This window comes from Pseudonocardia sp. WMMC193, from assembly GCF_021728735.1.
GTDB lineage: Bacteria > Actinomycetota > Actinomycetes > Mycobacteriales > Pseudonocardiaceae > Pseudonocardia > Pseudonocardia oroxyli.
The window spans coordinates 6604470-6619841 of the sequence record NZ_JAKKDO010000003.1; the positions used below are offsets into that span (position 1 = coordinate 6604470).

Here is a 15372-nt window from a genome sequence, read left to right on the forward strand (position 1 = left end):
ACACTGCCCGCCGCGGCCTCGTCCATGACTTCGACCGCGCCCCACGGGCGGGCGGGTCGTCTCAGTGGTCCGAACCGGCGGTCTTCTCGAAGACCGCTGCCCACGGCCGACCTTCGGACGTCACATGTCCTGCGCTACGCCCGTGCGCCCGACGTCGTCCAGTGGTCCACCCGCGAACGGCTCCGGCTCTCCGTTCACCACCACATCTCGTGCATCACGGAGAACATCGAGCTCTACGGGCTGACCTTCAGCGCCGAGGCCGAGCTTCCCGACGAGGTGCGCGCCGAGTTCCGGAAGTTCAAGCGGGAGAGCGACATCGTCGTCCAGGACATCCTCCGGGACGGGATCCGCAACGGTGAGTTCGTGGGCGCCGACGAGAGCATCTCCGTCTTCGCCATCGACGGGATGTGCAACTGGCTCTGGAAGTGGTACCGCCAGTCCGGTCCGCTGAGCCCGGACGAGATCGCCGACCGCTACGCCGACCTCGTCCTCTACGGCCTCTCGCCCCGCGAGAACGGGGCCGTGGAGGGGCCGGACTGCCTGACCCGGGAGGAGCTCATCCAGTACCACTCACGAGCGATCCGATTCCACAACGAGCGGATCGCGGAGCTGGCAGCGGAGTAGACCGCCCCACGGGGCGAAAGCCCTCCGGAGCGGCTCGACACCGCGATCGAGGCTCTGTGAGGTGCAGACCATTCGGAACAGCGAGGACACCGCCGTGCGGGTCACGGGCGGCGACCTCGTGCCGCTCGTTGCCACGAGGCCGGCTGAGGGCTGAGGGGCCGGCGCCGGGGCCCTCTACCTGAGCGGGCGGCCGAAGTCGATGGCCTCGCGGAGTGCGGGAGGCGTGGCGTCGGCCAGCTGCAGGTCCGGCGGCACGCCCAGCGCGTCGTTGACGGTCGCGAAGGCCATGCGGAGTGCGGCGAAGACGGTGATCGCGAAGATCTGGGCATCGGCCCATCCGTGCTCGCGCAGCAGCTCGGCGTCCGCGGCCGTGGTGGTGTGCGGGCGGAGCGCGACAGCCCGTGCCCACCGCACGAGCGCGACCTCGGCCGGATCCAGTCCTCTCGGCTCGCGCTCGCCGGCGACCACGGCCGCGGCAGAGCGCGGATCGAGCTCGGCGGCGAACTTGGATCCCCAGGCGTAGATGCAGTAGCTGCTGCGGCGGGCTGACGAGGTGGCCAGGACGATCAGCAGGCGGTGCCGGATGCTCAGGTCGGCACCGTGGGCGACGCGCCGGGCGACGGAGAAGATTCCCTCGAGCGCCTCGGCGTCGTGGGCCCAGGTCCTGGAGAGGTTCATGACGAAGCCGAGCTCGGCCCGGTCCTCGGCATACAGCTCCTCGGCCGCGCGGTCGGGCTCCGGCACGGCGAGGAAGCCGGAAAAGGGTGTGGCGCTCATGCCTGCCATCTCAGCCTGTCGCGGCACGATGCTCCTCCGTGCTGCGCACGGAATCGGTCACCGCGGGGATACCGCCGCCTTCCTCGGCGAGGATCCGTCCGTCGCGCAGGAGACGCTCCACGAGGTCCCTGCGTGCCGCAGCGAGCGTTCCGTTTCCTTCACGTTCTTGCATGACTGTGCGGTACGGTTCGGCCTGTGGCCGGTCCCCTGACGATTCTGGTCGCGGCCCCTGCGCCTCGGGGACCGGCGGCGACCCCGGGCTGATGGCGCAGAACCTCCCCCGGCTCGAGGAGGCCGCGTGGCCGATCCTCCAGACCGGCTTTCCAGCGAGTCGTGGGGCGCCGACCAGAACGTCGCCATCGCCGAGGTCCGCGGGCTGCCGGTCCACCGCTCGCTCGCCGAGGACCCGGGATGCGCACGCCTGATCTGACGCCTCGGGAACAGGAGACGCTGCAGGCGGTCGCGCGTCGGCTCGCCAATGTCGAGATCGCCGCCGAGCTGCACGTGTCCGTGCGAACGGTCGAGTCCCACATCGCGTCGTTGCGCCGCAAGCTGCTGGCCGATAGCCGCCGTGAGCTGATCGCCGCGGCGGCGAGCTACCTCGGCCGGCCGGTGCCGGTTCCGGTCGACTCGTTCGTCGGCCGCAGCGAGCTGCTCGCCGACGTGCAGTCACTGGTGGCGGGATCGCGCTGGGTGACGCTCACGGGACCGGCAGGCGTGGGCAAGACGCGGCTCGCGCTCGAGCTCGCCCACCGGGCGCCGAGCGTCGTGGTGGAGCTGGAGCGCACGGAGCCGGGCGGCGTGCTCGGCGCCATCGCAGCGGCGCTCGCGCTGGACACGACCACATCGGGTCTCGCCACGGCCTGTGCCGGCGCACTGTCCGGGGGCTCCTTGCAGCTGGTGCTCGACGACGCCGATCGAGTCGCCGATGACGTGGCGGCGACCGTGCGCAGCCTCCTCTCCCAGGTCGACACCCTGCGGGTGATCGTGACGTCCCGGATGCCGTTGCGCGGCTCGGGGGAGGTCGTCGTACAGGTCGAGCCACTCCCGACCCTGGCGCCCGACGACCCCGCGGTGCGACTCTTCCTCGATCGTGCCCGGGCCGCGGAGCGGGCCACCGACCTCAGTGAGACCTCACGTGTGGTGGCGATCTGCCGCAGGCTCGACGGCATCCCGCTCGCGATCGAGCTGGCTGCCGCTCGCACCCGGCACCTCTCGCTGGACGAGCTCGACCGGCGGCTGAGCGACGGCTTCTCGACGCTGGGAGCCGGCTCGAACGCCGGTCCCAGGCATGCCACCCTGTCCGCCGCCTTCGCCTGGAGTTGGGACCTGCTCGACGATCCGCTTCGTCTCGTCCTGTGCCAGGTGGCCGCGCTGCCACGGTCCTTCGACCTCGATCTTGCGTCGGCGGCCGCGGGCCACGACGTCAGCGCGGAGGTGATCGAGCTGGTGGACCGATCCTTCCTGGCACGAGTTCCCGGAGCGGACGGGAAGGCCCGCTACCGGGTCCTTGCGGCGCTGCGGGAGTTCGTCGGCGACCGTACGGACTCACAGCTTCGCGACGAGGTCGCCCGCAGGCACGCGCAGCATCATCGCGAGCTGGCCGGCATGCTCGCGGCCGGTGTCCGGACCGACGACACGCTGACCACACGCCAGCTCGCGCGAGTGGCGTATGCCGAGATCACCGACGCCCTCCGGTGGGCCGTGGTCCACGACGCCCCGATGGCTGCCGAGCTGGCTGTCTCGGTGGCCGTGGGGATCGAGCAGTACGGGCCGGGGCCCGGGATGACCGCGGCGCTCGTCGGCGCGTCGGAGGAGCCACGCCTGCGGGTCACCTGGACCGCTCCCGAACTGGCGACCATCGGCCGTGCGCTCTCCTATCTCCGCACCGATCTGGTCACGGAGCTGGCGACGCGCGCCCACGAGATCGCCACCGCGACGCAGGCGCAGGAGGACCGACTGGCGGCAGCAGCGCTGACCGGCTCGGCGCTCGTCTACCGGGGTCGGGCAGCCGAGGCGCTCCGCCACCTCGACGCCGCCGTCGAGCTCGCGACGGTCCTCGGCGATCGCTGGGAGCTGGGGGAGGCCTTGCAGGCACGGAGCAAGGCGCTGCAGCGCCTCGGCCGCACCAGCGCCACCGACCTGCTCGCGTCGTACGAGGCCGCCCGCACGGCGTACGCCGCCGCCGGCGACTCGATGCACGTGAACAACACCCGCTACATGATGGCGCTCGTCGCCGCCTCCGACCCGACGCTGCGTCCACGGGCGCTCGAATGGGCGAAGGAGTGCTTGGCCTACGCCTCCCGGCATGGCAACGAGACCGAGATCGGCCACGCCCGGCTCGCGCGCGCCCTCGCCGGCGGCAACAGGCGGTCGGACGATCTCACCGAGGCGGTGCGGCTGTTCCGTCGGGTCGGCGATCTGCGTTGTCTGAGCCGCTCGCTGCTGCTGGCCGCCTCGGACGACCCCGGCCGAGACGAGTCGCTGCTGCGTGAAGCGCTCGAGGTGGGCGCGGCAAGCGGTGACCCGACCGTGCACGCTCCCGCAGCCGGTGCCCTCGCGACCACGTTGTGGGCGGCCGACCGTCGTGCCGAGGCGGCCGCCGTCCTCGGTGCGGCGGTGGCGGCGTTGCCCGACGTCGACCTGCTCGCACTGGTCCCTCGGGACCTGGCCGGCGATCTGGGGCAGCCTCGCTGAGAGTTCCGTGCCGAGCACGGATGGCGGCGCACCGCCGCGCGGATTGACTGGAGTCAGATCACCGACCCACCATCGTCCGCAGAAAGCGAGTCCACCATGTCCCGGAAAGCAGTCATCAGCCTCACGACAGGTCGTGAGGACGTCGAAAAGGTCACGGTCGCACTTCTCGTCGCGGTCGGCGCCGCAGAGACCGGGCGTGACACTCTGATATTCCTCACCCAGGAGGCCGTCCGCCTCGCTCTGCCGGGCATCGCGCACGGAGTCGGCTGCTCGGGTTGCCCGAGCCTGGAGTCACTCGTCGAGCGGTACCAGGCTGCGGGTGGACGGATGTTCGTGTGCCCGATCTGCGTCGACGCACGTTCCATCGACGCGAGCGAGCTGATCGCCGGGGCTGAGCTCAACGGGACGATCCCGATGTGGGACTGGATCGGTGACGAGGGCGCGACGACCTTCAGCTACTGACGACCGATCAGCGGGATCTGAAGCAGGGAACTGACGGCAGGCCACCGGAATCTCGGGCACCATCGGCCGCTGTACCTGCGAGCGGAGCAGACGGCCGAGGCCGAGTGACGCCCCCGGCCTCGGAGCACACCGCGTCGCTCTCATCCCAGCAGAATCTCCCGCACGCGGTCCTGCACGGCGGCGCGGTCGGGGTGGACGTAGAGCGCGAGGTGCGTGCCCCGGTCGAGGGCCAGCAGCTCCGCGCCCGGGATCGTCGTCGCGGCGAACGTACTCTGCGCGGGCGGGAGGTCGGCGTCCGCGGTGCCCTGGACGACGAGGGTGGGCGCGGTGATCCGCTCCAGCTCCAGCGAGTCGATGGCGGCGAACTGTGCGAGGTCGTTGTCGTAGCCGACCTTGCGGTGCCGGTCCGGCATGGAGGTGGGGCCGAGGTCGAGCGCGAAGCGGCGGGCGTCGGGGTCGGCCATCACCTGCGCGACGCGCGCGGCGAGTTCCTCGGGGGTCAGGTCGCCCTCGCCGGACAGCTCGCCCTTGACGTACTCCTCGGGCTGGTGGGCGGCGATGAGCCGCATCAGCCACTGGCCGGGGGCGGTGGTCGTCATGAGCCGGGTGGGCAGGTCCTGTTCCGGCACGGTGTAGGCCTGGCTGACGGCGGCGTTGGCGACGATCGCGGTGACTCGCTCGGGGTGCCGCACGGCGTGCCGGTAGCCGGCAGGCCCGCCGCCGGACCAGCTGTACACGCCTGCTCGGTCGATGCCGAGCTCGTCGAGCAGGGCGGCGACCAGGTCGGCCTGGGCGTCGATGGTCTCGCGCCCGGCGAGTGGGGTGTCGAGGTAGCCGGGGCGGGACAGGAGGATCGCGCGGAACCGGTCGGGGGGCAGGATGCGGGCCATCAGGCGGGCGGCGTCGACGCCGCCCGGGCTGCCGTGCAGGACGACGACGGGGGCGCCGGTGCCCTGGATGTCGTAGTCGACGGGGCCGAGGGTGGTCTGGGCGATCATGACGGGACCTTTCGTGCGGTGAGGTGCGCGGTCCAGGAGAGGAGCGCGAGGCTGATCACGGCGGTGGCCGCGATGACGGGCATGAGGTCGGTGGCGTCCCAGGCGGATTGCGGGTGAACACGAGCGCGCTCCACGCCCACTGTCAGGGCCACCCCGGTGAGCAGCACGGCGATCCAGCGCTTCATGCCCGGAACTCTCACCGAGCCCACTTCACCTTCACTCCAAGCGGGGTGAAGGCGAGTTGAAGGCGGCTGCGCGAGGGTCCGCTCAGCCTCGAGAGGAGCCCCTCATGACCATCCCGTTCGCCCGCCCGGGCACCCCGGCCTACGCGGCCGCCTGCGCCGGGTTCGACCTCGCCGCGATCCCCACGCCTGCGCTCGCGGTCTCCGCGACGTCCGAGGCGGACGTCGTCGCCGCCGTCGGCTACGCCGCCGAGCACGACCTGCCGGTCTCCGTCCGGGCGACCGGGCACAGCCCGATCCCCGGTGTGACCGGCGGGGTCCTGATCGATACTCGGGCGCTGCGGTCGGTGCGCCTGACCGGCCGCTCGGCGGTGCTGGGGGCCGGGGTGACCTGGTCGGACGTGCTGCCGCACTGCGCCCCGCTCGGCCTGGCTCCGCTGTGCGGGTCGGCACCGGACGTCGGCGCGGTCTCCTACAGCCTCGGCGGCGGGCTGGGCCCGTTCGGCCGCGCGCACGGCTGGGCCGCCGACCACGTCCGACGGCTTCGGGTCGTCACCGCGGACGCCTCCGTCCACGAGGTCCGTGACGGGGAGCTGTTCTGGGCGCTGCGGGGCGGCGGTGGGAACTTCGGCGTGGTCACCGAGCTGGAGACCGAGCTGGTACGCGTCGAGCAGCTCTACGGCGGCGGGCTGTTCCTGCCGGGCGAGTGTGCCGCGGACCTGCTCGCGGCGTTCGGACGGGCGACGGCCGACGCTCCTGACGCGCTGAGCCTGTCGGTGGCCTTCGTGACCTTCCCGCCGATGGCGCCCGCGCCGCTGGCCGGGAGGTTTCTGGCCCATCTGCGGGTGGCCCACCTGGGTGATCCGCGTGAGGCGGAGGCGCTGTTGGCGCCGCTGCGGGCGGTGGCCGAGCCGGTGCTGGACACCGTGCGGCCGTTGGGGATCGACGAGATCGGCAGCATCCACGCCGACCCTGTCACGCCGATGCCGGTGGCCTGTGGGGGTGCGATCCTGTCGGCGTGGGACGACGCCGCGATGGCCGTGCTGCTCGCCGAGATCGGGCCTACCACGCCGCACATGACGGAGCTGCGGCACCTCGGCGGGGCGCTCGCTCGGCCGGTGCGGAACGCCGTCGGCCACCGGGACGCCACCTACTCGGTCTTCACGTCGGCCTACCCGGGCGGCCCTGCCGAGGTGCAGACCGCTTTCTACCAGCGTCTGGAGCCGTTCACCGGCGGTCGCTCGCTCTACAACTTCACCGCTCACCCGGACAACACCCCCGCGGACGCGTTGCGTGCCTTCGAGCCGGCAGTCCTCGACCGGCTCCGCCTGGCGAAGAAGGAGTGGGACCCGCAGGACCGGTTCCGCTTCGCCCTTCCGTTCACCCCGCGATGATCTGGGCGAGCGTCAGGTCCGCGCCCGCCCGCCAGGCCTTCTCGTAGTCCGCGGCCGAGAGGGCCGCGCGGGCGGTGGCGCGCAGTCCGTCGGTCTCGGGGGCCGCGCGCCATTCGAGGCCTTCGCGGTGGCGTTGGGCTCGGGCGGCCGAGTACAGCCGCACCGCGGCCAGGTGGTCCCCGGCGAGGGCGAGGAAGTTCGCGCGCATCTCCACGAACGCCCCGCCCAGCGCGCCGCCCTCGGCCAGGTGCAGCTCGATCACCCGCTCCGACCAGGTCATCCCGACCTCCGCTGCCCCGGCGGCGAGCGCCGCGTAGCTGCCGGCGCGGGCGGCCATCCACGCCGCGACGTCCAGGTCGAGCTCGCGGGCCCGCGGGTAGACGGCCTCGGCCCGGGTCAGCGTCGTGGTCGGGTCGACGCGATCGCTCTCGACGAGGCTGCGGGTCGCGTCCGCCAGCACCTCCAGCACGGCGTCCCCGGCCGGGATCCGGTGGAGCATCTGCCGTCCGGCCTCGGGGTCCCCGGCGGACCAGAGGTTCCCGGCCTGGATGGCGACGTCGAGTCCGAAGGCGCCACGTTCGGCGGGCCCGATCCGGTCCGCGACGGCGAGGCCGAGGGCGCTGTGCTCGCGGCTGCGGTCGACGCGGCCCTGGTGGGCGAGCATCTTGGCGAGTCCGATGTGGGCCCAGGACACGGCGATTCCGTCGTCGGGATCGACGGTGCCGCACGCCAGCTCCAACCACCGCACCGCCTCGACCAGCTGCCCACGGTAGTACCAGTACCCGTGCAGCCAGCCCGCGGTCCGTGCCGCCGCCGCGGTCGGTCGCTCGACCAGGCCGCGGGCGAGCATGGCGCGCACGGCGGGGTAGTGCGCGTCGACGGTCCGGTAGCGGCGGCGCAGGTCGAGCCGGTCGGTGCGGGACTCGACGGTGGCCAGCGCGGCGACCCAGGCGTCGCGCCGGTCGAGAGTCGACTCCGTCTCGTCTCCCAGCTCGTGCGCCGCATGCGCACGCACGACGACGAGCTGCCGGAACCGCGTCCCACTCGCGCCGGGCGTGGCGGTCAGCAGCGAGCGGTTGACCAGCATCGCGAGCAGGTCGGCGGTCTCGGCGACCGGAAGCCCCACGGTGGCCGCGGCAGCCTGCAGCCCGAACGTGCCGGGCAGCGCGGCCAGCCTGCGGTGGACGAGCTGCTCGGCGGGGGTGAGCAGCCGGTGGCCCCAGTCGAGAGCGGACTGCAGGGACTGGCGCCGCTCGGTCCCCGGCCGCCCGATCCGCGCCAGCCGGACGGGATCGGTGCGCACCTGGTCACGGATCTCGTCGAGGCTGTACACGCGGGCGCGGGCGGCGGCGAGCTCGATGGCCAGCGGGAGGCCGTCGAGGTCGGTGCAGATCTCGGCTGCGCGCTCACGCACTTCGCCGGTGATCACGAGCTCCGGTGCGGCGGCGCGCAGCCGCTCGACGAACAGCTCGACGCCGGCCGCGGCAAGCTGTCGGACCGGGTAGAGCACCTCGCCTACGAGGTCGAGGGGTTCGCGGCTGGTGGCGAGCACCGTGACCGCGGTCCCGGCGGCGAGCACGGTGGTGACCGTCTCGGCGGCTTCGGCCAGGAGGTGCTCGCAGTTGTCGACGACCAGCAGCATCCGGCGTCCGCGCACCGCGGTCCGCAGGGCCTCGCCGGGCGAGCTCGCGGTAGCGGCGGTACCCCCGATCGTCGCGCCGACCACCTCGGCCACCGGCTCGCCCGCGAGGACGGGGGCGAGGTCGACGAACCACACACCGTCCGGATAGGCGGCCGCAGCACGGCGCGCGATCTCCACGGCGAGCCGGGTCTTCCCGGTGCCCGCCGTCCCGGTCAGCGTGACGAGCCGGTGCTCGCCCAGGAGCCCGCGGACGGCGGCAAGCTCGGACTCGCGGCCGAGCAGGGCGGTCATGGTCGCGGGCAGGTGGATCTCCGGCTCCCGGGGGGCTGTGGGCTCGCCCTCCAGGATCAACCGCTGGACCTCCCGCAGCTCCGCCCCCGGGGCGGTGCCCAGCTCGTCCCGCAGCGTGCGGCGGACCTCCTCGTAGACCGTGAGGGCCTGCTCGGTGCGTCCGCAGCGGTGCAGGGCGGTCATCCGGAGCGCGTGCAGATGCTCGCGGAAGGGCCACTCGCCCACGAGCCGGTCGAACTCGGGGAGCGTGCGGTCGGGGTGCCCGGTGCGGATCAGCGCGTCCAGCCTGCGCTCGGTCGCCTGGGCGCGGAGCTCGGTCATCCCCGCGACCCACGCCTCGGTGCCTGTGGGCGTGCCCCGCCACAGGGCGAGTGCCTCGTCGCAGCGGTCGAGACAGTCCGCGGGGCGGGCGGGATCGGCCGCCTCGACCAGCGCCGTGAATCGCAGCGAGTCGAGCTGCTCGGCCGTGACCCGGAGGAGCAGCCCGTCCGACTGCTTGAGCAGGACGGCAGGCGGGGTGCCGGTCGCGCGCTCCGGTTCGAGCTGCTTGCGCAGCCGAAAGACGTGCGAGTCCAACGTGCGCCATGCGGCGTCGGGCGCCGACTCGCCCCACACCGTGTCCACCACGGTGTCGACGGGGACGAACTCGTTGGCATGGGCGGCGAGCAACGCCAGGATCGCGGCAGGCACCCTCCCGCGGATGGGCACGCGGTGCCCGCCGACCGAGACCTCGAGCGGCCCGAGATCGTGCACCCGCAGCGTGCTCACCCACTCCCCGGGACACCGCCCGGAGGAACTCTAGTACTGCCAGGTCAGGACGATCGAGCCGTTTCCGGCCTCTGTCCACGTCCCTCCCGGCAAGGAGAACGCAGATGCCATGCTGACAGAGCCCATACAGAAGTCCAGGCTCGTGGACTCGGTCGATGTGGTGATCGGCGTGGATACCCACACCGACACCCACACCGCTGCGGTCGTCGTCGCGGCGACCGGGGCGGTGCCGGCCACGGTGACGGTGTCCGCGGACGCCGAGGGGTATGCCGAGCTGCTCGAGTTCGCCGATGCCCACGCCGGGCTGCGGGCGTCGGCGATCGAGGGCACCGGCGGCTACGGCGCCGGCCTGGTGCGCCATCTCGCCGCCGTCGCCGAGATGGTGGTCGAACTCGACCGGCCCGGACGCCCGGCGCGGCGCGGTGGGCGCAAGTTCGACCCGCTCGACGCGGCCCGCGCCGCCCGCGAGGCGCTCTCGCGCACCCGGTTGGCCCAGCCCAAAGACCGGCGCCGACCGGGTGGCGTTGCAGATGCTGTTGGCCGTGCGCTGCGGCGCGGTCGCCGCGAGCGCGGACGCCCAACGGCCGCTGCGTGCCCTGATCATCACCGCCCCCGAGCAGGTCCGGGACCGCTTCCGCGGGCAGAGCATCGTCGTCATGATCTCGACCGCGGCCAGACTGCGCCCACACACCGCCGCCGGAGACGTCCACGTGTTCACCGCGATGACCGCCCTACGCAGCCTCGCCCGCCGCATCCGCGACATGGAGACCGAGGCCGGTGAACACGAGAAGGCGATCCGCACCATCGTGCGGTCCTGGCGCCCGGACCTGCTCCCCTGCCCGGGGTCGGCCCCATCACCGCCGCGACCGTGTTCGCCGCCTGGTCACACCCGGGCCGCTGCCGAGACGACGGCGCGTTCGCGATGCTCGCCGGCGCCGCACCCATCCCCGCCAGCAGCGGGAAGACCGTCCGCTACCGGCTCAACCGCTCCGGAGACCGGCAACTCAACCGGGCCCTGCACACCATCGTCGTCTCACGGCTGCGCTACGACCCCGACACCCGCGCCTACGCCCAACGCCGCCGCGCCGAAGGCAAGACCGACCCCGAGATCCGCCGCTGCCTCAAGCGCTACATCAGCCGCCAGCTCTACCGACAGCTCGAACGCCCATCGTCTCGAAGGGTTGACGAACCAGAGGAGCGTCACGGCGACGGAGTGAGCAGCCATGGCGGCGGCTCCAGCGGCGGAGGTGGCGGCTGGGGCGGTGGCAAGGCGGGAACCGCGGGTGGGTTCGGGGGCGGCAGCGGTGGGGTGGAGGGGCAGGCTTCGCCTTCGCCTTCGCCAGCGACATCGCCGACGCCACCTTTTCGGTGGGCGACCCCTCCTACGGGAACGGTCAGGTCGTGCTGAACTGGGAGAGTCGATCCCAGCCTCGGGGACTTCACGACACGGTGCGCTTCACCCCGTACCGGGAAGGAACTTCGATGTCCCTGCAGGAGCTCGCGCGCGAGATGTTCACGCGGATGGTCGAAGCCAAGGACGCCTCCCTGGTCGACACCTACTACGACCCCGAGTTCGTCCTCACCACCAACGGGCAGACCCAGAACATCGACGAGTTCCGCGCGGGACACGAGCGCGTCTATCCCACAGCGATCACCTACCGCGTCGAGTACGACGAGAACTCCTGGGTCGAGGCGGGCGCACGGCTCGCCGCGCGTCTGTGGATCACCACAGAACGACCGGGCGAGGAGCCGCACCGCATCGAGGTGGTGTTCGTGGCCGAGTATCGCGACGGGAGGTTGCTCCGGCTCAACGAGCTGACCTGGCCCGACTGGTCCACGCTCGCCGCTTTCGAAACCTACTGACCCGCCTTACGGCAGAGGGGTGATCGTCTCGGCGCCCCGCTCACGGCAACCGGCCGACCTGCCCCTGTTCGAGTGCGGCGGGCGGGTGCGCCCGTCATGACCGGGCACACCGCCGCCGACCATCCGATGGACCGGCTCGTCGAGCTCGGAGTGGACCGGGTGTTCGGGGTGCCGGGGGACTACAGCCTCGGCCTTCTCGACCACGTCACCCATCACCGGGCCCTCGGCTGCGTCGGGACCACCAACGAGCTCAACGCCGGCTACGCCGCGGACGGGTACGCCCGGCTGCGCGGAATGGCCGCCCTGTGCACCACGTTCGGTGTCGGCGAGCTGAGCGCGATCAACGCCGTCGCGGGCAGCTACGCCGAGCACGTCCCGGTGGTGACCATGATCCGGATCCTGTGAGTGGAGAGGCCCGGCGAGGACACGGCACCTCGTCGGGCCTCTCCCGTGGTCGGCTCAGATCGACAGGTGCCGACGTACCGGCGGAAAGATCGTCGATGGCGGGGGCGGCCGACGTCGTGGTCGACGCTGGAGCCGTGCCTGCGAAGTAGGTGATCGAGGCACCCGTCGTCGGGTGGACGCGGCTTCCCAGCTCCTGGGTGATGGCGGCGTCCACGCCGGTCTCGACCTTGCCGCCGGGGAAGGCCCAGGGGGACGCCGTCTTGCCGCCGGATGAGCAGGACGCCGTCCGGACCGGTGATCACGGCTACGACGGCGTCGGCCATGGGCCCAGCCGGGGCCCGGATGCAGGCAGGGGTGGACGGTGGACAAGCATGGCTCCACGACCGCTACTCGCGCACCCTCCGTGATCTTGCGCGGCCGAAGCTTTTGGACAACCGGGCGAGCTACCGGTTGCTGTCCGCGGACTGGTCCGGCGGCCGCGTCCCGGTTCGGCTTCAACTGCACCAGCTACTTCGACGTGCTCGACGTGTGCGAGGCCGTTGGGCACGAGTTCGCCGATGCCTGGCAGCGGCGCGGCCGGAAGCGCCCGAGCCCTGCCGACCTCCCGCTGCGACGGCTGATGGAGTTCCTCGGCAACGCCGAGCACGACGGCAACAGCGTCGACCCCATCGACTACCTCGCCGAGGAGCCGTTCGCGTCGTTCGAGTGGGCGCGGCTAGCGGGCGATTCTCGAGTGTCGGCGCTGGCGCTCGTGCTGGAGCCGCTGACGTTGTGGATCGAGCTGCTGACGGTGGCGGTGATCGAAGCACCGGTGTTCGACAGGCTCTTCCGAGACATGGTCGCAGTGAACGAGGAAGGTGCCGCAGTCAGCACCGACGCAGACAAACCGGCGATCGGGATTCCGTTCACGTCCGAGGCGCGGGAGCGACTTCGCGACGAGCCACTCTCGCCGATTGCCCGCGCGTGTATCGAACTGTCCTGGCAGCACAGGCACAGCCTGCTCGGCCGGTAAGGACGCGGGTCTCCGCGGCGGTTTGAGAACTCTCTCCCCGCTTCGGGCTGCTGCCGGCAAGCCCCTGTCGAGGGGGTCAGCGTCCGAGGATCTTCTGGAGTGCTTGGGTGAGGATGGCGCGCTCCTGGGTGTCGAGTGGTTCGACGAGGTCCTCTTGGACGGCCGTCAGGCGGTCGTGGATCTGTCTGAGGCGTTCGCCGCCTTCGTCGGTCAGCGTCACCACGTTGCGTCGAGGGTCGGCAGGATCCGAGCGGCGTTGCAGGTAGCCCGCCGTTTCGAGCTCGAGTACCCGCTCGGCCACGTCCTTCCGGTCGATGCGGAGGCGCCTGCCGATGTCGGCCTGACTGCACGGCCCGAACTCCTCGACGGCGCAGAGGACGGCGTAGTGGTAGCGCCCGGCTCCGAGGGCGTCGAAGACCTCGCGGGTCTGACGGGCGACGGTCGCGGAAATCTGCGTGATCAGCCAGGTGGGGGTCTGCAGGAGTCGCTGTGGGGGGCGTTCGCTCATCTCGCGTCACTGCTCCTTGCGTTGGTCTCACCAACGCTCTACCTTGTGTTGGCGTCACCAACTATAGGGGGATCAGTGACTCGTCCATCGAACCCGTGGCTTGTTCTCGGTGCAGTAGTGACCGCTCAGCTGATGATCGGCGTCGACGCGACGATTCTGGCGCTGGCGGTTCCGGACATGGCTGCTGAGCTGGAGATGTCCACGGGTGCGACGGCCTGGGTGATGGCCGGCTACGTGCTCGCCGCCGGGTCGTTGATGATCGCCGGGGGTCGGGTCGCCCAGGCGGTCGGGTACACGCGCACGATGACGATCGGGCTCCTCCTCTTCGGCGTCGCCTCCGCGGTCGGTGGCGCTGCTCATGCCGACTGGATGGTGATCGCGGCCCGAGTCGGTCAAGGGGTCGGCGCCGCAGCGATGACCCCTGCCGGGATGGCGCGACTGTCAGCGGCGTTCCCCGACGAGGGCCGCGGGAGGGCGTACGGCGTCTTCGGGATGATCATGGGTAGCGGTACGGCCATCGGCTTGTTGCTCGGTGGCCTGTTGACGCAGGTGTCGGGCTGGCGCGCCTGCATGGACGTCAACGTCGTCTTCGTCGCAGTGTCGCTGATCTTGTCTGTGTTCGCCCGTGACCGAGCGGAACGCTCGTCCGGGCACGGGCGTGGGTGGTGGCGCAGCGTGCTTCTCGCTGCTGGGGCCGCCTCGATCATCTATGCCCTCACCAGCGTTGACTCTCCAGGGTCGGCGGTGGGCAGCGCTCTGGTCGGCGTCGTCGTCACCGGAGTGTTCATCGCAGTCGATCGGCGTTCGCGTAGTCCGCTGATCCCCGGCGAGCTGTTCCGGGACCCGGCTCGGAGGGTCGCTTACCTCGGGCTGTTCCTGTGGGGCGTCGCGACGATCACCACGTTCGTTGCGGCGAGTCGTTCCCTTCAGGACGAGTATCGGCTCCCTCCGCTGGCGGTCGGCGCGATGTTCCTCGTCTATCCGGTGGCGATCCAGGTCGGCCTGCTCCTCGCCCGCCGAGCAGCAGCCGCGCCGGGGACTCGATCGATCGGGATCGGGCTCGCGTTGATCGGCGCCGGACAGGTCGTCTTCGCGGTGTCGCCGGAGGGCCTGGGCGCCGTGCTCGCCGCGTTGGTACTCATGGGACTGGGCACTTCGCAGGTGATGCCGAACGCGAACAGCGCCATGAACCGAGACGCCGGGCCTCATGCGGGAGTCGCCGGAGCCGTCGGCACGACTCTTCAGCAACTCGGTGGCAGCGTCGGACTTGCGGTCCCGGTCGCACTCGCCGCAGCCACGACGTACGCGACCAGCATCGCGGCAGGCGCTACGGCGCTCGTGCTGCTGGTCGGATCGGTCCTCGCCTGCCGTCAGTCCACGTCCCGCGCTCTCCATGCACCGAGACCGGACGTCGCATCGACCTGAGGCTCCTCCTCACCGGAGAAGCGGACAGGGCCTGTGCGAGGGCTGCCTGGAGGCGGTCCTCGATACAGCTCTGGGATCCAGGCCCGTACCGGCGGCCAAACCGGGTAGTAGGTGATCGAGTCGGCGCGGCGCTCCTCGATCTTGGTGAACCAGATGTCGGCGGCCTCGCGGAAGCGGGAGTGCGGGCCGAGGGCCATCTCCTGCGGTGCGCCGGTTCGCTCGCGAAGCGCGTCCTGGAGCGCCTTGTTCGCGGCGCTCTTCGTGGCCGCCCACCGGCGAACGGGACGGGTCACCCCCGTCCCAGTCTCGGTAGAGGCAACGGCC

At 71.8% G+C, this 15372-nt stretch carries 16 protein-coding genes; 11 read left to right on the forward strand and 5 right to left on the reverse strand.

The annotated features are described in order from the left end of the window. Nucleotides 1-24: 24 nt before the first annotated feature. The gene (locus tag L3X23_RS33690) at nt 25-624 is read left to right on the forward strand and encodes a hypothetical protein (RefSeq protein WP_237197662.1); all 600 of its coding nucleotides are present in this window, start codon (nt 25-27) and stop codon (nt 622-624) included. Nucleotides 625-798: 174 nt separating this feature from the next. Here L3X23_RS33690 and L3X23_RS33695 read toward each other — a convergent pair whose 3' ends face one another. Then, on the reverse strand, nt 799-1401 hold the full coding sequence (locus tag L3X23_RS33695; protein WP_237197664.1) for a carboxymuconolactone decarboxylase family protein: 603 nt from the start codon (nt 1399-1401) through the stop codon (nt 799-801). Nucleotides 1402-1699: 298 nt separating this feature from the next. Between L3X23_RS33695 and L3X23_RS35755 the strand changes: the two genes are divergently transcribed. The 3 genes from L3X23_RS35755 (at nt 1700) to L3X23_RS33705 (ending at nt 4560) form a co-directional block, all read left to right on the forward strand. Beyond that, entirely contained in the window at nt 1700-1831 is a 132-nt protein-coding gene (locus tag L3X23_RS35755) for a hypothetical protein (protein WP_255734045.1), read from the forward strand. Beyond that, nucleotides 1813-4098, forward strand: coding sequence for a LuxR C-terminal-related transcriptional regulator (locus L3X23_RS33700; RefSeq protein ID WP_237197665.1), 2286 nt, complete (start codon nt 1813-1815; stop codon nt 4096-4098). The genes L3X23_RS35755 and L3X23_RS33700 overlap by 19 nt, the downstream gene beginning before the upstream one ends. A gap of 96 nt (nt 4099-4194) precedes the next feature. Next, on the forward strand, nt 4195-4560 hold the full coding sequence (locus L3X23_RS33705; protein WP_237197667.1) for a DsrE family protein: 366 nt from the start codon (nt 4195-4197) through the stop codon (nt 4558-4560). Nucleotides 4561-4700: 140 nt separating this feature from the next. Here the strand turns inward: L3X23_RS33705 and L3X23_RS33710 are convergent, their stop codons facing one another. Both L3X23_RS33710 and L3X23_RS33715 read right to left on the reverse strand, forming a co-directional pair. Further along, nucleotides 4701-5558: an alpha/beta fold hydrolase gene (locus tag L3X23_RS33710; protein ID WP_237197669.1), complete on the reverse strand. Its 858-nt coding sequence runs from the start codon at nt 5556-5558 to the stop codon at nt 4701-4703. Further along, nucleotides 5555-5743 (reverse strand): hypothetical protein, encoded by a 189-nt coding sequence (locus L3X23_RS33715; RefSeq protein ID WP_237197671.1) that lies wholly within the window; start codon nt 5741-5743, stop codon nt 5555-5557. Before L3X23_RS33715 ends, L3X23_RS33710 begins: the two co-directional genes overlap by 4 nt. A 104-nt stretch (nt 5744-5847) precedes the next feature. Here L3X23_RS33715 and L3X23_RS33720 point away from each other — a divergent pair, with 104 nt between their 5' ends. Beyond that, entirely contained in the window at nt 5848-7134 is a 1287-nt protein-coding gene (locus tag L3X23_RS33720) for an FAD-binding oxidoreductase (protein WP_237197673.1), read from the forward strand. Here the strand turns inward: L3X23_RS33720 and L3X23_RS33725 are convergent. Then, nucleotides 7121-9835, reverse strand: a complete 2715-nt coding sequence (locus tag L3X23_RS33725; RefSeq protein WP_237197675.1) for a BTAD domain-containing putative transcriptional regulator — start codon at nt 9833-9835, stop codon at nt 7121-7123. The genes L3X23_RS33720 and L3X23_RS33725 overlap by 14 nt on opposite strands. 109 nt (nt 9836-9944) lie before the next feature. Here L3X23_RS33725 and L3X23_RS33730 point away from each other — a divergent pair, with 109 nt between their 5' ends. From L3X23_RS33730 to L3X23_RS33750, 5 genes are all read left to right on the forward strand, one after another. Next, nucleotides 9945-10616 (forward strand): transposase, encoded by a 672-nt coding sequence (locus L3X23_RS33730; RefSeq protein ID WP_237197677.1) that lies wholly within the window; start codon nt 9945-9947, stop codon nt 10614-10616. Between the two features lie 54 nt (nt 10617-10670). Further along, nucleotides 10671-11243 (forward strand): IS110 family transposase, encoded by a 573-nt coding sequence (locus tag L3X23_RS33735; protein WP_255735908.1) that lies wholly within the window; start codon nt 10671-10673, stop codon nt 11241-11243. A gap of 74 nt (nt 11244-11317) precedes the next feature. Beyond that, nucleotides 11318-11698 carry a nuclear transport factor 2 family protein gene (locus tag L3X23_RS33740; RefSeq protein WP_237197682.1) on the forward strand — a complete coding sequence of 127 codons (381 nt, stop codon included), beginning with the start codon at nt 11318-11320 and terminating at the stop codon, nt 11696-11698. Between the two features lie 96 nt (nt 11699-11794). Next, nucleotides 11795-12103, forward strand: coding sequence for a thiamine pyrophosphate-binding protein (locus L3X23_RS33745; RefSeq protein WP_305080945.1), 309 nt, complete (start codon nt 11795-11797; stop codon nt 12101-12103). A gap of 517 nt (nt 12104-12620) precedes the next feature. After that, nucleotides 12621-13115: a hypothetical protein gene (locus L3X23_RS33750; RefSeq protein ID WP_237197683.1), complete on the forward strand. Its 495-nt coding sequence runs from the start codon at nt 12621-12623 to the stop codon at nt 13113-13115. 76 nt (nt 13116-13191) lie between these two features. Here the strand turns inward: L3X23_RS33750 and L3X23_RS33755 are convergent, their stop codons facing one another. Then, on the reverse strand, nt 13192-13623 hold the full coding sequence (locus tag L3X23_RS33755; RefSeq protein ID WP_237197685.1) for a MarR family winged helix-turn-helix transcriptional regulator: 432 nt from the start codon (nt 13621-13623) through the stop codon (nt 13192-13194). 117 nt (nt 13624-13740) lie between these two features. On the opposite strand from L3X23_RS33755, the gene L3X23_RS33760 reads away from it, so the two are divergent. Continuing rightward, the gene (locus L3X23_RS33760) at nt 13741-15048 is read left to right on the forward strand and encodes an MFS transporter (RefSeq protein WP_237197687.1); all 1308 of its coding nucleotides are present in this window, start codon (nt 13741-13743) and stop codon (nt 15046-15048) included. Nucleotides 15049-15372: the final 324 nt, after the last annotated feature.